16 protein-coding genes are annotated in these 25472 nt (G+C 41.8%); 12 read left to right on the top strand and 4 right to left on the bottom strand.

Translation table 11 applies throughout. The features are described 5' to 3' along the window. Positions 1–138 precede the first annotated feature (138 nt). The 6 genes from yaaA (at position 139) to MKY87_RS05370 (ending at position 12412) form a co-directional block, all read left to right on the top strand. The gene (gene yaaA / locus MKY87_RS05395; protein ID WP_340963254.1) at positions 139–891 is read left to right on the top strand and encodes a peroxide stress protein YaaA; all 753 of its coding nucleotides are present in this window, start codon (positions 139–141) and stop codon (positions 889–891) included. A gap of 365 nt (positions 892–1256) precedes the next feature. Continuing rightward, entirely contained in the window at positions 1257–4553 is a 3297-nt protein-coding gene (locus tag MKY87_RS05390; RefSeq protein ID WP_340963252.1) for a hypothetical protein, read from the top strand. 31 nt (positions 4554–4584) lie between these two features. Next, a complete protein-coding gene (locus MKY87_RS05385; protein WP_340963250.1) occupies positions 4585–9372 on the top strand; it encodes an RHS repeat-associated core domain-containing protein in 4788 nt (1595 codons plus the stop codon). A gap of 36 nt (positions 9373–9408) precedes the next feature. After that, the gene (locus MKY87_RS05380) at positions 9409–10170 is read left to right on the top strand and encodes a hypothetical protein (RefSeq protein ID WP_339782824.1); all 762 of its coding nucleotides are present in this window, start codon (positions 9409–9411) and stop codon (positions 10168–10170) included. A gap of 280 nt (positions 10171–10450) precedes the next feature. After that, positions 10451–10723 (top strand): DUF4279 domain-containing protein, encoded by a 273-nt coding sequence (locus tag MKY87_RS05375; RefSeq protein ID WP_339782827.1) that lies wholly within the window; start codon positions 10451–10453, stop codon positions 10721–10723. Positions 10724–11548: 825 nt separating this feature from the next. Continuing rightward, the gene (locus MKY87_RS05370) at positions 11549–12412 is read left to right on the top strand and encodes a prohibitin family protein (protein ID WP_339782829.1); all 864 of its coding nucleotides are present in this window, start codon (positions 11549–11551) and stop codon (positions 12410–12412) included. A gap of 157 nt (positions 12413–12569) precedes the next feature. Here the strand turns inward: MKY87_RS05370 and MKY87_RS05365 are convergent, their stop codons facing one another. Next, complete coding sequence (locus MKY87_RS05365) at positions 12570–13136, bottom strand: DUF4879 domain-containing protein (protein ID WP_340963247.1); 567 nt, start codon at positions 13134–13136, stop codon at positions 12570–12572. A gap of 651 nt (positions 13137–13787) precedes the next feature. Between MKY87_RS05365 and MKY87_RS05360 the strand changes: the two genes are divergently transcribed. From MKY87_RS05360 to MKY87_RS05345, 4 genes are all read left to right on the top strand, one after another. Then, positions 13788–15008: a WXG100 family type VII secretion target gene (locus tag MKY87_RS05360; protein ID WP_339782833.1), complete on the top strand. Its 1221-nt coding sequence runs from the start codon at positions 13788–13790 to the stop codon at positions 15006–15008. 12 nt (positions 15009–15020) lie between these two features. Next, positions 15021–15620 carry a pentapeptide repeat-containing protein gene (locus MKY87_RS05355; protein WP_339782835.1) on the top strand — a complete coding sequence of 200 codons (600 nt, stop codon included), beginning with the start codon at positions 15021–15023 and terminating at the stop codon, positions 15618–15620. Positions 15621–15875: 255 nt separating this feature from the next. Further along, positions 15876–16361, top strand: coding sequence for a hypothetical protein (locus tag MKY87_RS05350; protein WP_340963242.1), 486 nt, complete (start codon positions 15876–15878; stop codon positions 16359–16361). Between the two features lie 681 nt (positions 16362–17042). Next, the gene (locus MKY87_RS05345) at positions 17043–17294 is read left to right on the top strand and encodes a hypothetical protein (RefSeq protein ID WP_340963239.1); all 252 of its coding nucleotides are present in this window, start codon (positions 17043–17045) and stop codon (positions 17292–17294) included. 303 nt (positions 17295–17597) lie between these two features. Here the strand turns inward: MKY87_RS05345 and MKY87_RS05340 are convergent, their stop codons facing one another. Further along, entirely contained in the window at positions 17598–19394 is a 1797-nt protein-coding gene (locus MKY87_RS05340; RefSeq protein WP_340963237.1) for an ATP-dependent nuclease, read from the bottom strand. Positions 19395–19648: 254 nt separating this feature from the next. On the opposite strand from MKY87_RS05340, the gene MKY87_RS05335 reads away from it, so the two are divergent. After that, on the top strand, positions 19649–19930 hold the full coding sequence (locus MKY87_RS05335; protein WP_340963235.1) for a DUF6809 family protein: 282 nt from the start codon (positions 19649–19651) through the stop codon (positions 19928–19930). A 136-nt stretch (positions 19931–20066) separates the two neighbouring features. Here MKY87_RS05335 and MKY87_RS05330 read toward each other — a convergent pair whose 3' ends face one another. Continuing rightward, complete coding sequence (locus MKY87_RS05330; protein WP_340963233.1) at positions 20067–21446, bottom strand: right-handed parallel beta-helix repeat-containing protein; 1380 nt, start codon at positions 21444–21446, stop codon at positions 20067–20069. Between the two features lie 544 nt (positions 21447–21990). Between MKY87_RS05330 and MKY87_RS05325 the strand changes: the two genes are divergently transcribed. Next, positions 21991–23955: an ATP-dependent DNA helicase gene (locus MKY87_RS05325; RefSeq protein WP_340963230.1), complete on the top strand. Its 1965-nt coding sequence runs from the start codon at positions 21991–21993 to the stop codon at positions 23953–23955. A 513-nt stretch (positions 23956–24468) separates the two neighbouring features. Here MKY87_RS05325 and cysK read toward each other — a convergent pair. Beyond that, a complete protein-coding gene (gene cysK, locus MKY87_RS05320) occupies positions 24469–25425 on the bottom strand; it encodes a cysteine synthase A (RefSeq protein ID WP_339782878.1) in 957 nt (318 codons plus the stop codon). Positions 25426–25472 lie beyond the last annotated feature (47 nt).

Raw genomic sequence — 25472 nt, 5'->3', positions numbered from 1 at the left:
TGGGCTGACTTGTTCATTTTGAGTCTTTTCAAAGGTACCATGAGGGATTTAGTTAAGCCTTGGCATTGGATTCGCCTGTCCAATCCTGTACAATGGATAACGACAAAAACAACGGTAGATTAAGGATGGATCAGCACGATGAGAATTATCATATCACCAGCTAAAAAGATGAAGATTGATACCGATCTTATGGCTATCGCGCAGATGCCGCAGTTTATAAACGAGTCAGAACAGCTATTGAGTCTGCTTCAAAAGTTATCCTATGACGAACTCAAAGCGATGTGGAAGTGTAACGATGCAATCGCTGAACAGAACGTGGAACGGATTCAGAATATGAATATAAAAGCAAATCTTACGCCAGCCATCTATGCCTATGAGGGCATTCAGTATCAATATATGGCTCCGGGTGTTTTTCAAAATGAGGAATTAGAGTATCTTCAACAGCATTTACGTATTTTATCCGGTTTTTATGGCATGTTGCGGCCTTTGGATGGGGTTACCCCTTATCGGTTGGAGATGCAGGGCAAGCTGCAAGGTCCGGGCTTCAAATCGCTCTATCAATTCTGGGGTAGCAAACTCGCAGAGCAGCTTCAATCAGAAAGCAACCACATCCTAAATCTGGCTTCCAAAGAGTATAGCAAAAATATCACGCCTTGTCTGAGTGAGGAAACCCGGTTCATTACTTGTGTATTCGGACAAATGGTCAATGGGAAGCTTGTTGAAAAGGCAACCTGGGCCAAGATGGCCAGAGGTGAAATGGTACGTTATATGGCAGAGCACAAGATTACAGAGGTGAAGGACGTAAGAAACTTTGATCGGTTGAACTTTGCCTTTTCAGAAGAGCGATCAAACGAGAGTACGTATGTATTCATACAAGCAGAGGGCAAGTAGCCTGCTTTGCGCTGATCATGTACCAGAATGATAACTATTTGATTCACTTAAAAGTCGCCAACTGGCGGCTTTTTTATTTTTCAGATATTAAATCTAAGTCCTAATCAAAATAGGAAAGACGATTAACTCAGTTGAAATAGCATTTGAACTACATCTAATCTATTATTCTATTTCGTATCAGGATAATTGCAGATTATATTTTAAATTGTTATCTGAGATATAAAAGGAAAAAAGTCCCTGAATTTAGGGACTAATTTACTATGTCCTAAAATAAGGAAAATGACGATAATGATTTATTAGGCTCCATTTATACATCTGTTGAGGTAGGAAATGGAGAAAAAACATAAAGGAGGAATATAAATTCCATGAGTTTAAGAAAAGGTTTTATTGTTTTTCTGATGGCTTTGTTGTTGATTGGAACCATCTATCCGACTAGCGGTTATGCGCTTTCGAATCAATTGGATGCCATAATAACAACTGAAAGTAGCACGGAGAAAGTTGATGTTCCTATTGAGGAATCAACTTTAACAGACAACGAATATCTGGAAGATATTGATCCGGATTTCTATGAAGAACCGGAAGGTGTAGACGAATTTATCGAAGAACCGGAAGATGAATCGACGGTTACTGATGATACATACGGGGAGAACTCTTTCTCTGCTCAAGCAATGGCCATGGCAGACGAAACTTTGACCATGAGTCCTGGAGATTCCTATACGTTCACGAATAACGGAAGTGCGACAAGATCGTTAAGTACGAATGCGGCGACCTCAAGAAGTAGTGCGTACGATTACGTTATTTATAGACCAGATGGCAGCATCATGGGCGAAAACATGGACTCTACTAGTAGTTTATCAGTAGGTTCAGGCTATACAGCTGTGATCACCTCGACGGGTCAGAATCCTTTTACGGTGACAATTCGTTCAGAATTTTCCTACAGTGTATCAGCTAACCCTGCCATGCTTAGGGTTATGTTATCCAAAGGAGAGAGCTATCGATACTTTAATGAAGGGACACAGTCAAGAGTTCTAAGTGCCGATACTTCCACAGCTCAGGACAGGAAGATAGATTACGCTTCATACAAAGAAGATGGTAGTCTTGTAGCTTCCAATTTCGAAACGACTGGGAAACCTTCACTTGCGGGAGGGAACGAAATCATTATTACTGGAGCGGGCTCACAGCCTGTTAGTGTTGGTTTTCCCTATGAAGTCTATACCGGTGAATGGAGCGATGAGCCAGCCTATACGCGTACAACGCTATATCAGGGAGATAGCTACCAGTTCACTAATATCAGTTCCAAATCCGATGCACTCCAAACGGATGGAACGACCAAAGATAAGCATGATTACGTTGTTTATCTTCCGGATGGAACGGAAAGTTCTACAGGGACGAATACGACCACTAAACCTACTGTAGCAGCAGGAAGAACCGCCGTTGTAACTTTGGTTACAGCAACGCCTGTAACATATGGTGTGCCCTATCGGACATTTGATGTCCAAAAAGCCGGTGGCGATGCAATTACTCGAATCACTGTATATCCTGGAGAATCTATGATTTTCAGTAATAATGGTTCGTTGGCCAATCCGATAAAAAACAATGCCAGCAGTACCAATGGAGCCCTTTTTGACTATGTTCTTTATACAGCAGAAAACGTCGTTCATTCGGATGGATTCAACAAAAATACTAATCCGATCATTCGTTCACAGGGGTACGCAGTCGTGACCGTAGTTGGGCAAGTCCCAATTGAGTTTAGTTATACGGATGATTTCTCGGTTGAAGAAAGCATGGAACCTGCGTACCATCGCGTAACACTCAAACAGGGAGAAAGCGTGACATTTTGGAATAACACTACTGATCGGGAATATCTCGACAGTGATGCGTCCACCACCCAAGGGCGGATTTTTGATTACGTCACCTATTATCCAGATGGTACAGAACGAAGTACAAGAAAAGCAACAGCGGTTGAACCAGTTGTTTACTATGGAAATAAAGCAGTAATTACAAGTGTATCTGCTCAACCTGTAACCATAGGGGCGATTTACACCATTTTTGATGTAGAGGATAGACCAAATGAAGCACTAAGTAAGATTACCGTATCACCGGGTCAATCGGTCAAATTCCACAATGGGGGTTCACTCAGCAACCCAATACGGAGTAATGCCAAAAAAATAGGTGCACTATTTGATATTGTCGTGTATAAGGCAGACGGCAGAGCGCATAGTGACAAATTCAATAGCAATGTAAGTCTCGCTACCATTCCTTCTGGTGGTGAAGCCATCGTTACTGTAGGGGGAAGTACACCTGTATTATTTGAATACACGGATGATTTCTCTGTAGTGGACAGCCAGGAACCGGCTTATCTGCGCGTGACGTTGAACAAGGGCGAGAGCTATGCCTTCACCAACATAGGCTCAGATCCAAAAAGGCTTCGAAATGATGCTTCCAGCAGCGCGGGACGGGTGTATGATTACACGATTTACAACGTAGATGGAACAGTGTCAAGCAGTAGAACAGCAACAGCGATCGAGGCGTATGTCTTGGGTGGTAAAAAAGTTGTTGTTACCAACATCTCGGATCAACCTATAACGTATGGTGGGATTTACCGCGTTTTCCGTGGGCAAGATGATCAAGTCCCTTCACCAGAAACAGATATTACTGTCAATCAAGGGCAGAGTGCAGTATTTACGAATCCGGATTCAAAACCTGCTCAAATTGAACGAATCGCAGGAGTTGCATCCGTTGTGGATTATACAGTTTACGATAAATCTAATAAAGCATTGTATTTCGTGGAAGGTATGAGTCATGCAACATGGGATATTCCGGCAGGTGCAACGCTTGTTGTTACCGTAGTATCTACGGAACCTGTAACGATTCAATATCAATCTCCCGTGATAGCCAGCTTAAGTCAGGAGCCTGCACTTATCAAGCGGAATTTGACGCCAAATAACACGCTCTTGTTCTCGAATACCTCATCGTATGAGGCTATACTCGTTGGTTCTCCTTCTGAAGGAGGAACCTATGATTACGTTATTCGAAATCAGAATCAAGTTGTTGTTAAGGAAGGTAAGAACGCTACAGGAGGACAATTTGTACCTGGAAAGTCTGAGATTCAGGTGCATAACGTGTCAGCCCAAACACTGAAATTTGTAGGTGCTTATCGGCACTTTACGGTCAAGGAAGTGGAAGTGGAGTTTCTGACTTTGTATGAAAACACAGAGACGGCGCTTCCGACAGTTCAGCAAGGGAATGTGTACTACCGTTTCAGTCCGTATAGCTCTGACAAGTATCGGATTGCCATAAAGGAAACAGGTGATTTTTCCATTGAACCTCGGATTGAATTGTATTCAGATAAGGAATTGAGTATTCCGGTAGCTGCTTCAATAGAGCAAGAGCAGGTATATGGTGAGCAATATACCGTTCTTGAATGGGAGCTTGAAGGTGGACAGAATTATTATCTCAAGCTAAGTGAAAAAGAAGGAAAACCGATTCAGGGAGCCATAAAAGCAGCATGGATGAACATTCGTAATGACAACAGCTATGAATACGGCTATGGCAATCAATTGCTTAAAGTCGTTCTATTTACGGGAGATCAAATTGTGTTTGAGTATGATCGCAACGGTAATTTAACGAAACGAACGAAAAAGATTTTCCCATTTAATTAATGATTGTCTAAATCTAGGTTGAGGTGATGGAGTGTTTAAGAAAATAACGATTACTTGGTTATGCGTCATATTGATTCTTAGTGGGTTCAGTTCTTTTGGATATGGAGGACAAGCAGCAGCGGCGGCAGAAGGTAGGGATTCCCTCCCTTCCGCTACCTACATTACTATCCATAGTTTAAAAGAGCAATTTGGCATCAAGGAAGATTGGGTTGAGAAAAAACTAGATCAAGGTTATTCGCTGTACCAGTTGTATAAAGCTTTACAGACAGATCGCACAGGCGGCGAGGCTGCTGAGAAATGGCTAGAAGCACAAGAAATAAGCGAACCGATTCAAATGGAGGGTTTACTCCCTTCCGGTTCATCACAGCAAAACAACTTTTCGATTAATGCTCTTGGAGAGGATACTCCAGGTACGGGAACAACCGTGGACGAAACTGGACTTAACCATGTCGATATCCGAGATGACGCATCGCTTTATATGACGTCTTATGGAGCGGAATCCATCTCTACTGCTACAGGGGAAATGATGATTCAGAGTACTGACCTTTCTCTACCTGGACTCATTCCGTTTGATCTGACACGCGTCTATGACAGCGCTAGAGCCACTGGGCAACTTGGCGTTGAATATGACGAAACGACACAAACGTACTCCAATATGGTTACGCCACGCAAGGAAGAACTCTCTGCTGGATTGGGGCAAGGCTGGCGTTGGGACATTCCTTTCATGGAAAAACGTGGCGATAATCAATATATTCAGATTCCAGGCGTGGGCTATTATCGCTTAAACGCGAATCTGGAACTGGAAGGTTACGTATGGAATGATTTAACCGTTAAGCGAGATGCGACCGTGACTGTTAATGGTGTATCTAGCACTTATCGTTTATCCATTCGAAACGGCTACGATTATCTATTTAATGAAGCCGGAGAACTGTTGCAAATTACAGATGGCTACCAAAATACCGTGAACTTTCACTATACGACATTGAACGGAAATCAAGCCATTGCACGAATTGAAAACAGTGAAGGTCAGGCGCTGACATTTGCTTATGACGACCTGAAGGTTACTGTACAGCTTGCTGGAACGGATCGGAAGGCAACGTACACGCAACGCGAGGACGAAGGCATTCGTATTTTGCGAGAATACACGGATGCCCTCGATCGGACAACGACGTATACGTACTATTATCCGGAATCCAAATTCAACTTTTTACCTGAGTTGCAGAGCAACCAAAATGCTCAAGGTGTGATGCATACAGCGTTGCTATCGCGCATTACAAGCCCTTCATCAGCTATAACGGATTATGCATATATTCCGGAGTTGAAACATATTGGCGAAGTTTCCTCCCATTTCGTATTCAAAGTAAGAGAGCGCAAAAGCCAGTTTAGTACAACGGAAGGCGAAGGCGTTCTGGACAAGATTAACTTTGAATATTCTGGAGAAGACCTGGAAGCATACGGTCAACCCGCATCATGGACAACAAAAGTGAAAGCAGAGAACACTGTAGATACTTGGACGTTCTCCAAAACGTTTAGCGCTGCAGCGCATCCAGATTTGATTCGCGCAGATAAGCACACGTTAACTGGAGATGACGTGACTTATTCCACGGAGTTGCAGTACGATAACCAGACGAAGCGAAACCTTCCGACTCAAATGACGGAGTGGGTAAGCGAGAATGGCCGTTCGGGCGAGAAGCTAACCACGACCATGACCTACGATGCCAATGGCATGGTGACGTCCGAAAAACAAAGTACAGGACAGGAATCTACCTATGCGTACGAAACTGGCAAAGCTCCGTATAACTGGATTAAGCCAGTGCGGTCTACCACGAAAATTAACAGCTCGTTAGAGCGATATACCGAGACGACATACAACAATCAAGGTGACGCATTACGTACTACCACCAAAAATGGATACGGTGGTCAGTTGCTCACTGAATCGGAAGTGAAGCTGGATGATAAAGGAAGAGTCATCAGCACTACGGATAAAGGCGGCTATTTAGCTAAAGACAGCGTAGCTACGTTGAGTTATCAGGCTAATGCAGGGCATTTGGTGAAATCCAAGTCCATGACCGTGAATGATGCTGCCGGTAAAGCAGAAGCCCTCGTGGAATCGTATGAATATACGAATGCTGGTGAACTGGAAAAGACAACCGATGCATCCGGGGAACAGGAATCGTATCAGTATGATAAGGAAGGGCGACTTCTGCAAATCGTGCATGCTGATGGTACGAAATCAACTACGGCGTACGATGATGTTAAGAACATCATTACAAATACATCACCAGATGGCATTGTCACGACCGAGCGGTATAATCCGCTAGGCCTTTTGGTAGAAGAGCAGACGGCTGAGGCTACGTACAAATACGCCTATGACCGCGAAGGTAATGTAACGGCTGTTGAGGATGCCGAAGGCAATGTTACGAGAGCTGTAGTCGACGCGTTTGGACAAACGATAGAGACAAAGTATCCAGACGGGACCATTGGAACAACCAATATTGATGCTGTGGGTCAAACAGTGACCTATAAGGACGCTGCTGACAATCAAACACGGGAGAAGAAGGATTTACTTGGTCGAGTGACGGCGGTGGAAGAATATCGGAATGGTGCTTATGTTCCGTTACAACAAACCGAGTATGATATCGATGGTAACGTAATTGCATCTATCGATGGTAACGGTCAACAAACGACCTATACGTATGATGCGCTTGGACAAATCACGACGGTAACCACACCGAAGCAAGAGACAAGCCGGTACTTCTATAGCTATCAGGGCCAAGTGACACAGATCGTATCACCGAATACGCAAACAGTCACAAAACAGTATGATGAATTGGGAAGACTCATTAAACAGACGCATCCGAGTCCAGCCGGGTATGCGACAACGTTATATTACGATAAGAAAAGTAATCTGATTAAAAAACAGGATCGACTTGGGAAAGTAACAGAGTATACGTATAACAGTGACAACATGCTCACAGGTATGAAAGCACCGGATACGAATGTATCCTATACGTACGACGAGATTGGCCGCAGAACATCGATGACCGATGATCATGGAAAGACCACGTACAGTTATCAAGCAGCAGATGGGATGTTGAACGGACTGGCGTTCCCGGATGGGACACGACTTGATTTTGAAAACAATACCCAGCAACGTCTAGGGTATACCTTAACGGATGCCAAAGGACAATCCTTGCGCATTCACGGCGAAGTAGATGCCATGAATCGGGTAACCTCCATGGATATTACCTCGGGTTCAGGAGGGGCCTCTGCACTCGCAGCATCGGGAACGACGCCTGTGGATCGTATGACATTCAGTTATGCGTCCAATAGCTTGCTGGAGAAATTGTCGTTTGGCAAGGGCCTCAGCACAAGCTACCAGTTCAGCGGCTATGACCTGTCGGGAATCACGATCTCTCAAGGGACATCTGCGGTGCAACAGTTCGCCTATGAATATGATGGTAATAAAAACATCACGTCCCGTACACAGAATGGGGAAACTGATCAATACACATACGATGAATTGAGCCGGATTCAGACCGAAACGGGTACGCAAAAAGAAACGTATACTTATGACCCGAATGGTAACCGGTACAGTACCGGAAGTGGTAAGGTATACGGCCTAAAGGATGCACAGTATACGTATGACAGCCAGAATCGTCTGATTAAAGCAACGGGGGAAGGCAAAACGGTAACCTACAGCTATAATGGAGATGGACTGTTGTATGAACGTACGGAAGGTGACCAAACGATTCGTTATTACTACGATGAAGAAGCCAAACTTATGGCTGAGGGCACTGTAACGTCTGGAAAAGCAGAGCTGACATATGCCTATATCTATGATCTGTATGGGCAATTATGGGCTCGCCAGGACAAGCAAACAGGTAAACTGGAATACTACCAGTTGAATGGTCATGGCGATGTCGTTGGCCTCGTGGACGATGCAGGCAAAGTGCTGAACAGTTACACTTATGATATCTGGGGTGGACCGTTAACAACAGAGGAAACCGTACCTAATATGCTTCGCTATGCCGGAGAATATTGGGATGATACGGTAGGACTGCAATATTTGCGAGCGCGTTGGTATGATCCAGGCATGGCACGTTTCATTGGTGAGGATACGTACGAAGGGGAACTAAATGATCCGCTCAGTTTGAATTTGTACTCCTATGTAAGTAATAATCCTCTAAAATATGTAGATCCGAGTGGGCATGCGCCAATCGTAGGTGATAGTCCATATAATACTGTTCCGCCAAATACTGCTAATGGATATACAGTATATGTAACAAAAAAACAGTTAACTCAACTGGGATTTCAAAATATAACAAATAACATGGTGAAAGACTTAAATGTTACGTTAGGGACTTTTGATATAACAACTAAAGAGAGGATTAGTCATTTCCTATCACAGGTTATGCAAGAATCCGAATTGGGAAGATGGACTACTGAACTGGGTGGCAAAAAATATTTTTCTAAATATGAGCCTGGAACCAAATTAGGTAAACAACTTGGTAATACTAAAAAGGGAGATGGTTATAAATTTAGAGGCGCAGGATATATACAAATGACAGGTAGATATAACTACCAACGTTTTGCGGACGCTATGGGGGACCAAAAAATAATGAAAATAGGTGCTGAATACGTTGCTGAAAATTATGCATGGCGAGCAGCAGGATTTTGGTGGGATGATAACAAGTTGAATAAACTAGTAGATTCAGGTGCTTCAGTTACCCAAGTGACTAAGCGAGTTAACGGTGGAACGAATCATCTTGCTAATAGAAAAAAATATTATACACTTGTTAAGAAAACTCTACGCTAGTGAGAGACTTATTACTTGAACTGGAGATGAAACGACATGAAACATTGGCTATTGGTTATAATATCAGTTTTACTATTAATCTCCTGTAATACGAAAGCTGAGGTGCACTCGGATCAAGCAAAAGGTAGTAATGAAATGAGTATAAAAAAAAGTTACAAAATTGAAAGTAGTAATTACTCTAAGAATAATATTAACATTATATATCCAAAGGTAGTTAATATTACAAATGATGACAAAATAAATGCGCTGATTAAAGAGGAAGCGACAAGAATAATTAATTCCTATTCACTGGAGAAAGATAGTCTTGATATAAATTATCAGATTATGCTTAAAAGTAACGATTTAATAAGTATTAAATACTTCGGGTCAGCATTTACTGAAGGAGCAGCCTATCCTTTAAATGTTTTTTACACATCGAATATTGATATTAATAAAGGATCGAGAGTAAAATTAATTGATTTAATTGAGGTTAATGAAGCATTCGTGGAAGAATTTAAACAAGGAGATTACAAAAGGTATAATGAGGATTTGAATTTGTTAGATAATGGAGTAATAACAGAAATCTTGAGTGGATATAATAGTATAGATTTAATAAGTTATTTTAAATACTCAGATGAAGTAGGACAAGTAAATGATTCAGGTACATTTAGTTATATCACTCAAGATGCCATTGGAGTAAGTATTTCAGTTCCGCATGCGCTAGGTGATCATTTAGAAATGGAAATTAGTTTTTCGAATTTAATAGATAACATTAATAAGGGAAATAAAGTTTTATTAGGGATCATGGCAGAAAAATAGAAAGTAAGAAATGAGTTTGTCTACTTGGGAGGAGGATGTTAGGGAAAAGTAAGCTTTCTTCTAAAGTCGATATTATGAACTTCCCTTTTTCCCAATAGATAACCTTAAATAGTAGACTTGAGAAACCTTAGGTCGGTACTCAACCGATCTGAGGTTTTTCTTATTGAGAAATGAGATTACCAGATATAATTGTGATAGTATACACTATATATTACTTTAAAAGACATTAATTTTATGATTTTAAATTAATTTCAGTATATGAATAAGTTAGGAAATTTTAATGGTCAAAACGAATATCAAGGCTGAATTTATCATTACAGTAGATCGTTTCGAACCGAAGTTAATTACAGAACAGATTGGAATCAAACGATCAGTAACCTATATAAAAGAAGAGAAAATTGATGAGAGAGATTTGTATCGAAAAGAAACCTGTTGGTTCTTGGAGACGGACTATCAGGAATCTTTCGATATCAATCAGCAATTGAACCAGATCCTCATTCTTTTGTGGCCACATTTTGAAAAGTTGAAAACCTTGAGAATAAAGCATGATTAGAATTTTCCGTTTAGCTTCTCGATCAGGATTATTAATAATGAGACCCCTGCGATTACTATCGAGCAAAAGGCAATTGGTATAGCCTATGACTTGAACGCAGAATTTGATTTTGATTTGTAAATTTTATAACAATAGGTAAAAGTCTTCTTTTCAAATACATACGTATAAAAAAGGTGTCATATTATGTAAGTTGTATCCCTTGCAGAAAAGAGCAATGGGTACAACTTACTTCTGATTCATAATTCCCAGATAGATTGTTGTTGATCACTTTCTTGATAGGAATAACTGGGTACTCGACGTACCTCGCTCACCGTTTTTTTAGCTACTTTTCCTAATAATGGTTCTATTTTCAGGTGCTGACAAGCTCCCTCAAAAGTCGAATCGCATATTCCTTCCCGATCTAGAAATTCTAGGGCTATGAGATGAGACGCTAGAGATCTTTGACACCGAAGGCTAATTTACAAAGTATATATATAAGAGGATATAATTGGTTGGTTATAAATTTGGGTGAACGAAGATTAACATTTAAACAGATGTAGATGAAGCCACAGCATTTTGTGAAGTAGAATTTGGCCATGAGGGTTTAGCATGGGATACGATTAAGGGTAGATAAAACTAAATTAGCTATGCGGATTTATTCGTGCAGATGAGGTGTGTACTCGGTTACATCCAAAGAGGGGAGGACGAATATTCCATTTATTGGGGGGATCATTCTAACCATTATCCTAGCATTTATTCTATGGGCATTAATGATCCCGCTATTCAATAAAATAGGTAGTAGAATTCTGAAGAAATACAATAAATTCAAACAAGAGGAGAATGTTGATGAAAAATTCAAAGACGTTTAGGGTAGGAGCAATCACGGTGGCATTGGTTATTATTGTGGGAGCGCTACTGGTGACCTTCTTTGTCACACGAATTCCTAACGGATATGTTGGGGTTGTCTATTCACCCAATGGAGGGGTAAAAGATAGTACACTGAGTCAAGGGTGGAAACTGGTTGGAGCGTTTGATAAAGTAACGAAATATCCGATCCGAATTCAAACGGTGGAATACAGAGACATTCAGATTGCAACTTCTGATGGTAAAAACATCACCATTGATTTTGCTTACAACTACCAGGTAGAACCAAGTAAAGTATCTTCTATATTCAATACATTTGGGCCAATTAGCATTCAAGAAATAGAGGATACATATCTCAAAACACGTTTCCGTGACGCAGCCCGTAAAGGAATTTCCAAATTTACAGTCATTGATGTGTATGGTGAAAAGTCATCTGAAGCAGGCGTCGATGTTCAACAACGTTTCTCTGATGACGTTAAAGAGTTAGGATTTATTGTATCCAACGTTACTGTAGGAGTACCTCAACCTGACGCCAAGACTCAGGAAGCAATCGATAAGCGTGTCGAAGCATCTCAAGAACTGGAACGTAAAACGACGGAACTCGAGATCGCCAAGAAAGAAGCAGAACGCAAACGCGTGGAAGCACAAGGTAATGCAGACAAACTGTTGATCGAAGCAGAAGGTCAGGCTAAAGCCAACAAAGAGCTTCAACAATCCTTATCGAGTCAACTCGTTGAATATGAAACCATCAAGAAATGGGATGGAGCCCTTCCGTATGTAAGTGGGTCCAACACGCCAATGATTCAATTGCCGGCTTCGACTACAAAAACAGAGCAAGAGAAATAGTAAGATTTTCGAATGATAATGAACAAGCCAGTCCATTAGTGGGCTGACTTGTTTATTTTTGATTACTTTAGTCTAAAATTCGGATTCAAAGTAGTACAAGCGTGGCTAAGTTAACATGATAGAACCAAGATAGCCAATTCAGATTACATCCTTCCTGTTAACGAACATTAATCCAAGCGGTCCATTGTGTTGGAATGTTAATGGAATAGACCGTACCTACAAATTGTCCGCCTGTTGTATTAGGGGATTCATAAACCCAAGAATGGGCAAAAGCATCTACGACACGATCACCGTCCAGATCAATAGCTTCAGACCAGTTGTTTGTCATAGTATTGCCAGCGAGTTTGCCGTAGTGACTACTGTCATAACCGATCTGGAAAGTAATACACTGAATCCAAGCCCCACCATGATCATTGGTCGTAGAGAGTGGGTTGTTATTGAAGCCGTAAATTTCTTGACCGCCATTCGGAGATACGACACCATATACATTAATGTGAGATACTTTCGGAGCAGGCGCAAACAGAACTGGACCACCCGTATCTTTAGCCTTCTGTGCTTCAAATTCAGCCTTAGCTGCTTTCACAGCTTCACGGAATTCTTTGGAATTAATAATTTCTTCCTTTGTCAACGGTTTGGCTTGAGTCACGTCACCATCTGCATAGGCAGCTACATTAAACGAAAGCACTAGAACAAGAATAAGAGCTAAACTAAACATTTTTCTCATAGCAATCAATTCCACCTTTCTTGTTATGGGTATTCTTTTACAAAACATGCCATTACGACAAATAGACCTACTTGCAGATATAAAGCCCCTTGCCCTCCTCTCTTATAAAAATGGTTCTTCCCTCTTTTTCTTTACTGAAAACAGAAATAAAGAGATAGAACTCTACAGGCTAGAAAACTCTATGAAGTAGGAATGTATATGTAAAATGAATGCCTGCCAATGATTATGTGTTGCAGACAAAATGGTAAACTCATTTTAAAGTATTGATATTTTAACTGTGATAGGCCCTGGTACTCATGGTGAAAATATAAGATTTCAAAATAAGAATTTAAATTGAAATATATTCCATATATATAAACATATAGTACATGTAATTATCAATTCAAGTCAAGTTTGTTTATTAACACCATGAGTAGTTAAAGTCTGTTGCTCGTCGCAGTAAAGATGCTACAGTATCCTGTAGTCGTGAAATAAAAGGAACCCTCAGGAACATGTATACACCTGCATAGAAATCGTATGGGACTGAAGGACGGAAATTAATCATTCTTAGCGTGAATTCATGCAGTGAAATCAGGAGATTAGCCGGATGTCATTGGCATTAAACTTCTGCTAACATAGTCTTATCATATTTCGGATGAGCGGTGAAAATGGATGAGTACCATTAAAGTTACCCCTGAACAGTTACACCACGTATCGAATCAAGTAGATCAGGCGATACATCAAATGGAGCATATACGGGAGGATCTCTCAAGACAGATCATGTTCCTTCAGCAGATGTGGCTGGGTGCGACGCAGGAACGATTCTACTATGAATTTGAGCAGTCGCGCCCTGTATTGCAGAAGGCGCTGGAAAGTATGGTGGGCATCTCCAAGGAACTCAAGGATATCGCCATGCGGTTTGAGAATGCTGATGCTCAGAAGGTGAGTCTGGGTAATGCCGTTGGTACTGTTGGCGCTGTAGTGATGATGGAGACCTCGAGATATTATGCCGGTTCGGATGATAAGGGCTATGGGATGGCACAAGTCAATGTTTTTGGGAAGTGGATGTCGATGCCTGTCAACGAGAATGGAGTTACGGATCAGTCTGCGCTCCAAGCTTATGAGAGAGATCAGGGGCATTTGGATATCAATCGGATGCAAGCTACGGATGCTGAAGCGCCCGGGGAAGATATTTATGCGATGCAGATCAAAGCCTTTGAAAATGGAATTCATCCCTTCACAGGTGAGCCTGTATCCGATAAGTATGCTCAGATCATGTTGACTTCTCTAAAGTTCAGCCAGCTATTTATGGCATTTCAGATGGTTCGCGGGAGTATGCCGGGTGGCAAAGGGCCGTTTCGCGTACCTTCTTCTCATCCAGCTATGGCGAAGATTAAAAAGAATTTGGAAGCGGCTGAGGCAAGGAAAGCAAGTAATATTAAAGGGATGGGTAAAGATACATACACTGGAGGCAGGAATCACAAAGAGTTGGATGATTTGGCTCGAGATCCTTCTGGTGGTGGGAAAATAGAACCCAAAAATATAAATGAAAGAGATGTTGGATTACAATTAGAAGCAAGAGGTGATTTAGGGAGAATAATACGTGATTCACAAGCAGATAAGGGCGCAGAGTTCATTGATACCACTACGGGCATAAAGTGGGACGTGAAGAGTTTTGAATCATATCCAAGTGGTAGGAACGGAATACCTATAACCAATCCTAAAAAGGGTGCTTTTACTATTCAAAATGGTATGCAAAAAATACATGAAGAATTTGCTAAGGGGCATGACGTAATTATTGATACGAAAAAAATGGTGCCAGAGCATATTGAACAACTGAAGAAAGCAATTGATAAAGAAGGAATAGCAGATAGAATATTATGGTTCCCCTAAAGGAGTGGAAAAATGGAAGAAAAAGATATTATTAATATGTTTGCTTTGCATAAAAAGTGGGTTGAGACAATTGGTGATGAAGGTGAGCAGTTAAAGTTAGATGAAGTTGATTTAAGAGTTTTTGACTTATCTGATGTATTACTTGAACAATCCTATTTAATAGATTGCACTTTTGATGATCTCAAACTGGAAAATATTGATTTTCATTCATCATTATTAGCCTCATCAACTTTTATCAATACATGTTTAGATAAATGTGATTTTTATAAATCAGATCTCAGGTATACGGATTTTTCCAACTGTATCATTAAAAATAGTAGATTTAGTAAAGGTGATTGTTGGGAAGCAGCATTTAATAACGCATGTTTAGTTGATTGTAATCTGATTAATGTATCTTTCCATTTAACCGATTTTAGAAATGCAAGACTAGAAAATGTAGATATAAGTGTATCGACATTTAAAGATACGTTGTTAAACGGAGTAACACTAAAGGGTATTAAAGGGATAGAAGAAGCTTTTTTTCAGAGTATAAATATTGGCACACCGGAAAAACCATTGCTGTTAGAAAAAGAAGAAGCTAGGAGATGGTTTTTAGAAAAATGTGAATCTTAAATATTTATTTCATTTTCACACGCCATACAATTGTATTCTCAGAGAAGCTAGAGGATTTGCAAAAAAATTGAGGAAGACTCTTTTAATGAAAAATTGGAATAAATTGCAGCAAAATTTCGTTCGATAGAGCAGCACCAAGGTTATCCGTTTGTTTCATTAGAGAAAATGGATTTTTCCCTAATAGAACCACATTTGAATCTTAATGTTTATTAAAACTTTGATTGGTTCCAGTTTGAGGGAGGAGATTACAATCTCATGGGCACTTCAGCTGTTATTTTAACGCAGAAAGATAAATATTCTCCAGAACAACTCCTTGCTGATACGATTGTTGCAGCTTTTCATTCGCAATCTGCTCTTTATTTCTATAACCACAAAACGTATACAAATGAAGGAGAATTTTTATATACAACGCTTAATATTAACCGTAAGTCATTTTCAGATGATAATGAAGCTTCATTGATTTTCCATATTCACAGCATAAGTAGTCCGAGTAATGAATTTTATTATCACGAAGATTTAGGTTTAGATCCTATCGAACCCCTATGCCAGGTCGGGCATATTGAAGATATCTATGGTAACCAAGAGTCAATACTTCATTTTATTTATGAATATCTCAAACTGAAGCCTTATGATTATTTCTGGATAGCAGACAACGATTGGGTGTATAGCTTGGATGACATACAAAGACTTAAATCCGTACCATATGATCCGGATTGGTGTTATCGGAATCCTAGAGACTGACTCCCGGAGGGTAATATGTTATCCTATCACTCGCTTGAAATATAAGCGTCCATTGGTGAACAAGGAAGTGTGTTTTATCAGAAGGGTTCTAGAGGGCAAGATGGGGTCTAATGAGTAAAAGGATGATGGCTTTGACTTTACAAAAAACAGTGGAAACATTGCATCAGTGGATTGATCAGAATTGGTCGAAATTTAATCAGCCAGAATTAAAAACAACGAGAGAGAACGTAGACTCTCTGCATTTAACTCATATCCGAGATAGATCATACGAACGACTCTGATCATTTATTAGAAGCGATAAAATGTTGAGCTTACTCATTTCTTTCTACCGATCCCTTGTGTGATGATGATGTATCAAAGATTGATCCTGTTGAATCCAACTACCCCGTCCTACTATGAATGGTTCACAGATTACCTTTTACAGTATGGTCCTGATTGGCAGGAAGAGGCGAATGTTTTAACCGAACTTTACACGAGTGAAGATTTTCAAAATCCCGCAATTTTGGACAAAAAATTGAGCGTGTTAAGAATTCGGAAGTAAATAAATACCCAGACGTCATCTCACCTTGTTACATTAAAATACCATAGTACCCGTAGGCGTTAAATTTAAGATAACCCATTGGGACATGAATACTCCTAAAGAGGTAAACAATGGATTTGGAGACCATAGGAGGGAATCTAATGGCTTCATTTGTATTATTATTGAAAGATTATGAATATGATGAGAAGGTTATCTATTATTTTTGCCCCAATGAACAAGTTATGGGAAAGATTGAACTAAATAAAAAGAAGGAAACCATTCAAGAAGTGGAGCTAGTAGTAAACGCCAACCACGAATCGAAGTTTTATTTCGATAGAGCGGCTCAAAGGTTGGCAAGATGTCTGTATAGTGAAGATGGACAATATCCAGATAGAACAACATTTGAATCGTAAGAGAAATGCAAGGCCTCGGCTGGTTATCTCACTTTCGGGGGGGGGGGATTTTTTGATGGGATTGGGTTGATCTACAGAGTTGTTGGTGAGTTAGCTACTTAGTCCTCTGTTAGTAGATAGATATAACATTTCAAAAAGCGATAATGAAATAGAATATCAAAATTTAAAATAAGAACCCTTACAGCAACATGAGGATGGTTCCTACTTGGGACAAATCATGGGTGAAATAAAATTAATCCAAAATTAGTTGAGAGAAGAGCTCTGTAGGAGCTCTCCTCTCAACAATATTGTCTCTAATTAAGACTAATTTTCTCTATGGGAGAATTTTGGTGTAGCAACGACATCAAGAATTTCTTTGAAATTTGAAACTGTTTCATCCGAGAGTATTGTAATCTCGTTATTATGCATACGCTCATTAAATTTCTTTGAGACTAGGACCTTATCAAATTTGTTCGTATCTAATGAATCAAGAATAATTTCACTAAAATCTTTTTGCGAAAACATATCTTCAATTACTGAGGTATTCTTGCTTTTTACCGGCGTAAATAGTATTTTATTTTCGTCAATACCACACTCAGCCTTCAATTTCTTTTCAGTTTGCCTCCCTGCCTTATCATTATCTAATAAAATAAAGTATTCCGTTTCAGAATCAACTAATAATGTAAGAACATTAATTATTTGTGCAGAGCCTAAACACGGATATATTTTAAATTTTTTAATTTTTATTCCCAATATTTCCTGAAAATAATATCGCATTGCTTCTAGGTAATAATAATCTGAATAGCCCTCAACCAAAATTAATCTTTCTCCAAAAGTACTGATGTCATTGTTCAACCCCAAGCCTATTGCTGAGAAAATAGGCTTCATGGTGTAAGCATCAGCCCCTTTATGGATTTTGTTTTCTACTTGAGTCTGATCATTCACTTTTAGGACTAATCTGATTCTTTCTAATCTGTTGGGGTCCATCAACCAATGGCTATGTGTGGAAATAACGATGGGACTTTTATCAGAAAGGTTATTAAGCATACCTAAAAGGTCTTCTTGAGCTGAAGCATGTAAATATAAACCTGGTTCGTCAATTAGTAAGACGCTGCCTGTTTTCATCTCCGCCTGAAGCGTCAAATAAAAGGATAGGAACCATTGTAAACCTTGACTTCTCTGTCTTGGCTGAAATGGTTTCTGGGTATCTGTTCCATATACAAAAAAGTTAAGGTCGTCACCGTCTAAGTTAATTTTAAGAGAAACGCTGTCTTGAGAGTAGTAATCCATAAAGTCACCCGAAATCCCTGCCGATATCTTGTCAGATAAAAGTCTCCTTCTCTGAGGGTTGGACTCATCGAACAAAAGTTTCGGATTTTGATTAACGACTTTGAAGAACCTGTTTACAATAGGGGTTATTTCTTCATTGCTTGAAATTGAATCGGGAATAATATCTTCAAAAGAACTAAAATATATAAAATTAGGGATCGTTGCTTTAAATTTTTTGTCAGAGATATAATCAGAAAATCCATTCAACATCTCTAAATGCGAAACAACTTCCTCAATTATTGAATTTAACTTGTTAGATTGTTCTTCATTAAAAAATTCTTTGATAGTTAAGAGGTAACTATCAATTTTTTCAATTAAATCAGACAGCAAATAAGATGATTTAGAATTTATATCAAGTTTAAACGTTCTTTTGAGTTCTCTATTGATTACTTTAATAGCCTCACCTACTGCATCAATAACATACTCAAGGGTGTCTTTAAAGATGTCTACTTCAATTGATTCTAAAAATTCAGATGTTCTAGTTACTGTAACACCACTAATTTTGTGTGCATTTTCTTTATTTATTTTAAGTGTATCGCAAAGGTCAATCACTATATCTTCTTCTAATTGATAATGAACAATAACTTCTGGATATTCTTCTTCTATGTAGTCAATAGGGAAATCAGTATCTTTATTAAATTTATCAAGAGAAAAACATTCCAAAGCTTTCAAAATATTGGATTTTCCTGATTCGTTTTTACCAGCGAGAATTGTTAAATTGGGATTAAAATATATTTTTCCAGAGTCCTTAATTGATCTGAAATTTTTAATTTGAGTCCACACTAATTTCACTTAAAATGCCCCCAATTGTTATAGTTTCCATAAAGACATTATATCTTTATCTTGTATCTAATACTACAAGTTAATTACAAGACTTCATCTAATAAAAAAAATCCAACTTCTCTGTAACTAAACTTTAATTCATCTCCAAATCGTTAGTGCCTTGCCAAGGAAATTTTGTTTTTAATCTTTACTTAGCGGATTTTTCGCTAAATTCCTATCTCACCTCATCCCATGATATACAATCTTCCTGAGGTGACCTTACTATGAAGGATAACATGTCAAACCTGATCGAGGATTTGTTTCACGGGAACCTGCGGTTGGATGAGTCAATTCATCCTGAACATACTGAGTATCAAGAGATCAATCGCCGGATATCGGACCTGATGCAGGACTACAAAACACAGCTTACCGAAAAAGAATACGATGCCTTGGAGCAACTGATCGACTTGATCGGACAATCCACGTCCATGTATGTGGAAGCAGCGTTTGAACAGGGCTTTCGCACAGGCGGCAGACTGATGATTGAGGTTTTAGCCAAACCGTAAGTATCTACCTACTTCATAAGCTAGCGGCAGACAATACAAAGTAATCAAAAATCCCCTTCTACATTACCACCGATCAGGCTGGAATGGGAGAGGGGATTTTGCTTTTAAACTATTCCTTTAACTCAATAACTACAATCTACCGTGCACCAATATTCTTACCCGCTGGTGTACCCGAACCAATCAAATCACTGCCACCCGCAAGCTTCAGGAAATTGCCCAAGACAGGCGTTCCATCCGCGCTACGTGTTACCGAAGGCACGAGGGAGACAAAGTCGGCTGCGCTGGCGAGCAGGCCTTTGGCGTTCTCGCTTTTTTTGTTCTTCCACCAGACGTTGGTGCTGCTGACGTCGGTTCCGCTTGTTTTGTCACTGGCGCCGCCTTGGAAGGACAGGTTGTTGGTGAAGATGTGGGTGCCTAGATCAAAGGCAAAGTTGCTTTGCCCATTATTCCAGGAGGTGTTATTTTTCATCTGGATCGAACCGGGATTGCTATTGTAGGTGAAGCCGTGCTTTTTGTTATTAAACGCAATGTTGTTCTCAACGATATGATTCACCGCAATCTTCTCGCCGCCGAGCTTGAAGCCGTTGCCATCGCTGTTGGAGGTGGAAGTGCCGTCTGCGGTTGCACCGTTCGCGTAGGCGATGCTGTTGCGGATCGTAACCGCGCCGATGGCGCCTGTGTCCGTTTTGCTATAGAGATCCCAGCCATCGTCCACGTTATAAGCCGCAATACAACCGTCGAAGACATTGCCCGGGCCTACGGTCAGTTTGGCCGCAAAACCGTCTGCATCCTCGCCGTCATCCGGATCATAGTTGTTGTGGGAGTAGGAACGAATCACTTCATTATATGCAGGCCATTCACTCTTGGCGGCTGTGGAAGCATAACGTCCCATTTGAATACCCGTATCCCGGTTGTGATGAGCCTCGATCTGCTCCAGGCGGTTGTAGCTGCCTCCGATGAAGATGCCGTTATCGCCTGCACCCTTCACCTCAAGCCCTTTGACGAACCAGTAGTCTCCGAACATTTGCAGTCCACGATTGGTGGAAGCGAAGGTTTGGGCTGAGAAATCAAAGACTGGTTTTTCCGATCCATACGCCACCAGGTTTTTGCGTTGGCTCGATGTGCCGCTATTGCCACGTTCAATGGTAATGGTCTGGGAGAAGTTATAGGTACCGCCGCGTAGATAGATCGTTTTGCCCGGTGCGATCTGGGTTAATGCGTTAGCCAGAGACGTTGGACTGTTGATCGTACCCGGATTGCTGGCTGAGCCGTTAGGGGAGACATAGAGATCACCCGCAGCAAGTGTCATACTTGAGGTGGCGGCTGCTTCTGATGGGTTATTTTGCAAGCTACTCTCGATCAGTTCCGCCGCACCAACCGACCCACCACCAATCAATAATAGAGGGAACGCGGCACTCAGACAGAGTTGGGCCATTTTGGATTTGAGGGAACGTTCCTTCAGAGAACGGGCAGATCGTGCAGATACATGAGTAGATGTGGATGGAAATAATTTCATTACGTAGACCTCCTTGGTTAATGGGAAATAGAATGCGTGAGCTGCTGTTGCTTTGTACCGGACAGGTGAATCATTGGGGTAAGTCATTGCGATTGGACAGAACCCATCTGTACAGCACAGCTTCATGGTAAATGTTGTAAACGTTATCATCAATAATCATTTGCTCAGATTGGTGCACAAGCTGACGTAGCAGGCTTCTCCGGTTCGAACGCCATGTATTGCACAGGTGTCATATAATCCTGCCATCGGTTCATCGCCCTCATTTAACAGCCCATCCTCCCAAATGAATGTAATAAGGCTCTCTTTTGTCCATAAATGACACTCAAACACACCCTTGATCCACCAAAATCAACCTCGGTATCAACCGATGACGATGGGGAAAAGAGCAATGGTGACTGCAAAAAATACGTCCTTCATTTATCGTGTCAAAAAAAAGTTGTCATTCACGTCATGACGTGAGATAATTAACTTTTGCCCAGCGGCCTTTTTGGAACGGAAAATTGAAATTGGACCGCTTTGTCTAAGAATGGAGGCTGACCTAGGATTGTCTACACAACGTTATCCTTTTGCATATGATCCGGCTGAACCTTTTGTATCCCGTCTTGGGGAATGGGTTGCCGATGTTTTTTACGATATTTTGCCAGAGTCCGGCTTCGAGGTACGGGATGAACAGATTTTTATGGCGTACCAGCTCGAACGGGCCTATGGAGATAAAAAGACCATTATGGCGGAGGCCGGTGTCGGAACAGGCAAGACGTTAGTCTATCTGCTCTACGCGGTCTGTTATGCACGTTATACGGGCAAACCGGCAGTGATCGCCTGTGCCGATGAGTCCTTGATTGAACAGCTTGTGAAGCCCGGCGGAGATATTGCGAAGCTGGCTGCACATCTGGACTTGGAAGTGGACGCACGTCTGGGTAAGTCACCGGACCAATACGTCTGTCTGAACAAATTAAGTGCGATGCGATTTGCGGATGAGGATGCGCCTGTTATTGAAGAAGTGCATGAGAGTCTGCCGGATTTTGTGAACACGCCGGGTACACTTCAGGCCTTCCATCCATATGGTGACCGCAAACAGTATCCACATCTGAATGATCGTCAGTGGAATAAAATCAACTGGGACCCGTTCCAGGATTGTTTTGTTTGTCCAAAACGTCAACGCTGCGGCCTGACGCTATCGCGTGACCATTACCGTCGTTCCAAAGACATCATCATCTGTTCCCATGATTATTACATGGAGCATGTCTGGACCTACGATGCGCGCAAACGCGAGGGACAACTGCCCCTGTTGCCTGATCACAGCTCAGTTGTATTTGATGAAGGACATTTGCTGGAAGAAGCAGCCCTGAACGCACTGAGCTACAAATTGAAACACCGCATCTTCGAGGAACTCGTGACTCGCCTGCTTGAAGGTGAGATTCGTGAATCCCTCGCGGAGCGTGTGGATGAAGCGATTGAGAGCAGTGAGCGACTGTTTGCATTGCTGGATACGTATACGGTGGCGATTCCGGGATCGGAACGGAAAGAAGTTCGGGTAGAGCCGCCACTGCTGCGTGAGATTGAACGTCTGACGAGTGTGCTGGATGCGATCGGTGAGGAACTGGTATTTGAGAGCGGATTGTTCTCGCTGGATGGTTATCAGATGCGTGTCGTGGAAGAACATTTGGACATGATTCAGTCTGCACTTGCCTTGTTCCGCAAGGAAGATGGTTACATCTGTTGGGCGGAAGAGAGCGAGGATGAGACAACCTTATCGATCATGCCGCGTACCGTGAAGGAAATGCTGAACGAGCGGGTGTTCAACACAGGTATTCCAATCGTGTTCTCCTCTGCAACGTTATCTGTGGATAGTTCATTCCGTTATGTAGCGGACAGCCTGGGCATTGATGATTTTGTATCGTTCTCGGTAGCTTCCCCGTATGATTATGCGGACAAAATGAAGATGAAAATTACCAATGAAGCTGTGCCGGGTCACCCGGAGAACGAAAATCGCATGCGTGATGCGGTGTCGTTACTCCAGGAGAGTGGAGGACGTGCGCTGATTCTGTTCCGTACGATGGAAGAACTACGCGCGTTCAAACAGGACATCGTTCATGTACCTGAAGCAGAAGGTTTGCGCTTTATGTATGAGGGCGACCGGGAGATCAGTGATCTGATCGCGGCGTTCCAGCAGGATGAGGAGAGTGTGCTGTGCTCCGTTAATCTGTGGGAAGGACTGGACGTTCCAGGACCGTCATTATCCAATGTCATGATCTGGTCGCTTCCGTATCCACCACAGGACCCTGTCTTCAATGCAAAACGCAGTGCGTCGGCAGCACCATACGAAGAGATCGATCTTCCGTATATGCTCTTGCGTGTGAAGCAAGGTCTCGGACGTCTGATTCGGACAAGCACGGATTCCGGTTCTGCGGTCATTCTCGATGAATCGCTGTATACCAAAAAGGAAGCCAAAGACCGCATTGCGGCTCTGCTTCCTGAAGGTGTGGAATGGACAACCCTGATACACTAAACAGTTTACGTTAAATGTTCTTGCTTTATTTTTAATGATAAGGTTTCTTGATAAAATAAGTTCTTGTTCTCTGCGGATTCACCATTCGTATGGGAGCAAGAGCTTATATTTTATTTTGTTGGTTCCTTCAAAGTACTTCTCTTCCCTTTTTTTTGAGGGATTTTCCCTCGCTTCTCGCTACCCCAATCGCTTCAACATTCTAACGAATCCACCGCACCTTATTAGGGTGATAATGAAGAGATGTAAATTCTAACGAATCTCAGTAACGTTATCCCACCGAAAATATCTTTTAAGCCTGTAAATCGACCGAATTTGGAGAAATAACGTCGCTGTGATTCGTTACACGTCAGACCTGCGCAAATAGGTGAGAATAGCGTGTGCCAGGTTCATTAGAACCAATGAACGCTAAATGAACACTAAATGAAATGAGCGATAATAAAGAAGGGCCTCTGTTATGCTCATGACTTATGGGACATGGAAGCCCCTTTTTGATGTGCATAGATTTTTGCTGTGTTAAAAAATATCCATGCTCAAATACCGTTCCCCGGTATCCGGCGCAATGCAGAGCACTCGGTGCCCCGGCCCTAGTTCCTTCGCGATGCGAAGGGAGGCCCACACCGAAGCCCCAGAGGAAGGGCCGAGTAACAGCCCTTCCCGGGCAGCAAGCTGCCGCATCGTCTCCAGTGCGTCCTCATCGGACACCTGGATGATGGCATCCCACACATCGGTATTCAGGATGTCCGGAATGAACCCCGGACTTGTACCGACGAGCTTGTGTGGTCCGGGCTCGCCACCGGACAACACCGGAGAACCTTTGGGCTCCACCGCATAGATGCGGATATCGGGTAACTGCTTGCGCAGTTCCTCTCCCGTCCCGGTAATGGTTCCACCAGTTCCCGCCGTCGCGATGAAGGCATCCAGCTTTCCTTCCATCTGTTGCATAATCTCGGGAGCCGTCGTGATCCGGTGAATGTCCGGGTTCGCCTGATTTTCGAATTGCTGCGGAATGAAACTTCCCGGAATGTCTGCCTGAAGTTCTTTTGCTTTGCGAATCGCACCTGGCATCCGCTCCGCGGCAGGGGTGAGAACCACATCTGCGCCGTAGGCTTTCAGGATATTGATGCGTTCCTTGGACATATTGTCCGGCATGATCAGAATCGCTTTATATCCTTTGGCGGCGGCATTCATCGCAAGACCTATGCCCGTATTGCCACTGGTTGGTTCGATAATGGTTGCGCCGGGTAGCAAGTGTCCCGCAAGTTCAGCCTGAACGATCAGATTGTATGCGGCACGGTCTTTGACGCTGCCACTGGGGTTGAAGTATTCCAGTTTCACGTATACGTCAGCGGAGTCGTTGCCTGTGAGTCGGTTCAGTTTAACGGCAGGTGTCTGGCCGATCAGTTCGGTTACATCTGCGGCAATGCCTGTATGTGCGGGTGTTTGTTTAATCGAATGGGTATTCAAATCCATGAAGTACAGCTCCTTGATTGATAAGACGTTGAGCGTATATCCGGTTG

The sequence above is a fragment of the Paenibacillus sp. FSL R7-0198 genome (assembly GCF_038000415.1).
In the GTDB taxonomy this organism is placed as follows: Bacteria; Bacillota; Bacilli; order Paenibacillales; family Paenibacillaceae; genus Paenibacillus.
This window is presented reverse-complemented; position numbering and strand designations above follow the sequence as displayed.

Bases quoted from the DNA above. Each gene is read 5' to 3' on its own strand.
- MKY87_RS05365 (WP_340963247.1), bottom strand. From the start codon at position 13,136: ATGAGAAAAATGTTTAGTTTAGCTCTTATTCTTGTTCTAGTGCTTTCG.
- MKY87_RS05375 (WP_339782827.1), top strand. From the start codon at position 10,451: ATGGTCAAAACGAATATCAAGGCTGAATTTATCATTACAGTAGATCGT.
- yaaA (WP_340963254.1), top strand. From the start codon at position 139: ATGAGAATTATCATATCACCAGCTAAAAAGATGAAGATTGATACCGAT.
- cysK (WP_339782878.1), bottom strand. From the start codon at position 25,425: ATGGATTTGAATACCCATTCGATTAAACAAACACCCGCACATACAGGC.
- MKY87_RS05345 (WP_340963239.1), top strand. From the start codon at position 17,043: ATGGCTTCATTTGTATTATTATTGAAAGATTATGAATATGATGAGAAG.
- MKY87_RS05380 (WP_339782824.1), top strand. From the start codon at position 9,409: ATGAAACATTGGCTATTGGTTATAATATCAGTTTTACTATTAATCTCC.
- MKY87_RS05330 (WP_340963233.1), bottom strand. From the start codon at position 21,446: ATGAAATTATTTCCATCCACATCTACTCATGTATCTGCACGATCTGCC.
- MKY87_RS05350 (WP_340963242.1), top strand. From the start codon at position 15,876: ATGGGCACTTCAGCTGTTATTTTAACGCAGAAAGATAAATATTCTCCA.
- MKY87_RS05360 (WP_339782833.1), top strand. From the start codon at position 13,788: ATGAGTACCATTAAAGTTACCCCTGAACAGTTACACCACGTATCGAAT.
- MKY87_RS05370 (WP_339782829.1), top strand. From the start codon at position 11,549: ATGAAAAATTCAAAGACGTTTAGGGTAGGAGCAATCACGGTGGCATTG.
- MKY87_RS05390 (WP_340963252.1), top strand. From the start codon at position 1,257: ATGAGTTTAAGAAAAGGTTTTATTGTTTTTCTGATGGCTTTGTTGTTG.
- MKY87_RS05335 (WP_340963235.1), top strand. From the start codon at position 19,649: ATGAAGGATAACATGTCAAACCTGATCGAGGATTTGTTTCACGGGAAC.
- MKY87_RS05355 (WP_339782835.1), top strand. From the start codon at position 15,021: ATGGAAGAAAAAGATATTATTAATATGTTTGCTTTGCATAAAAAGTGG.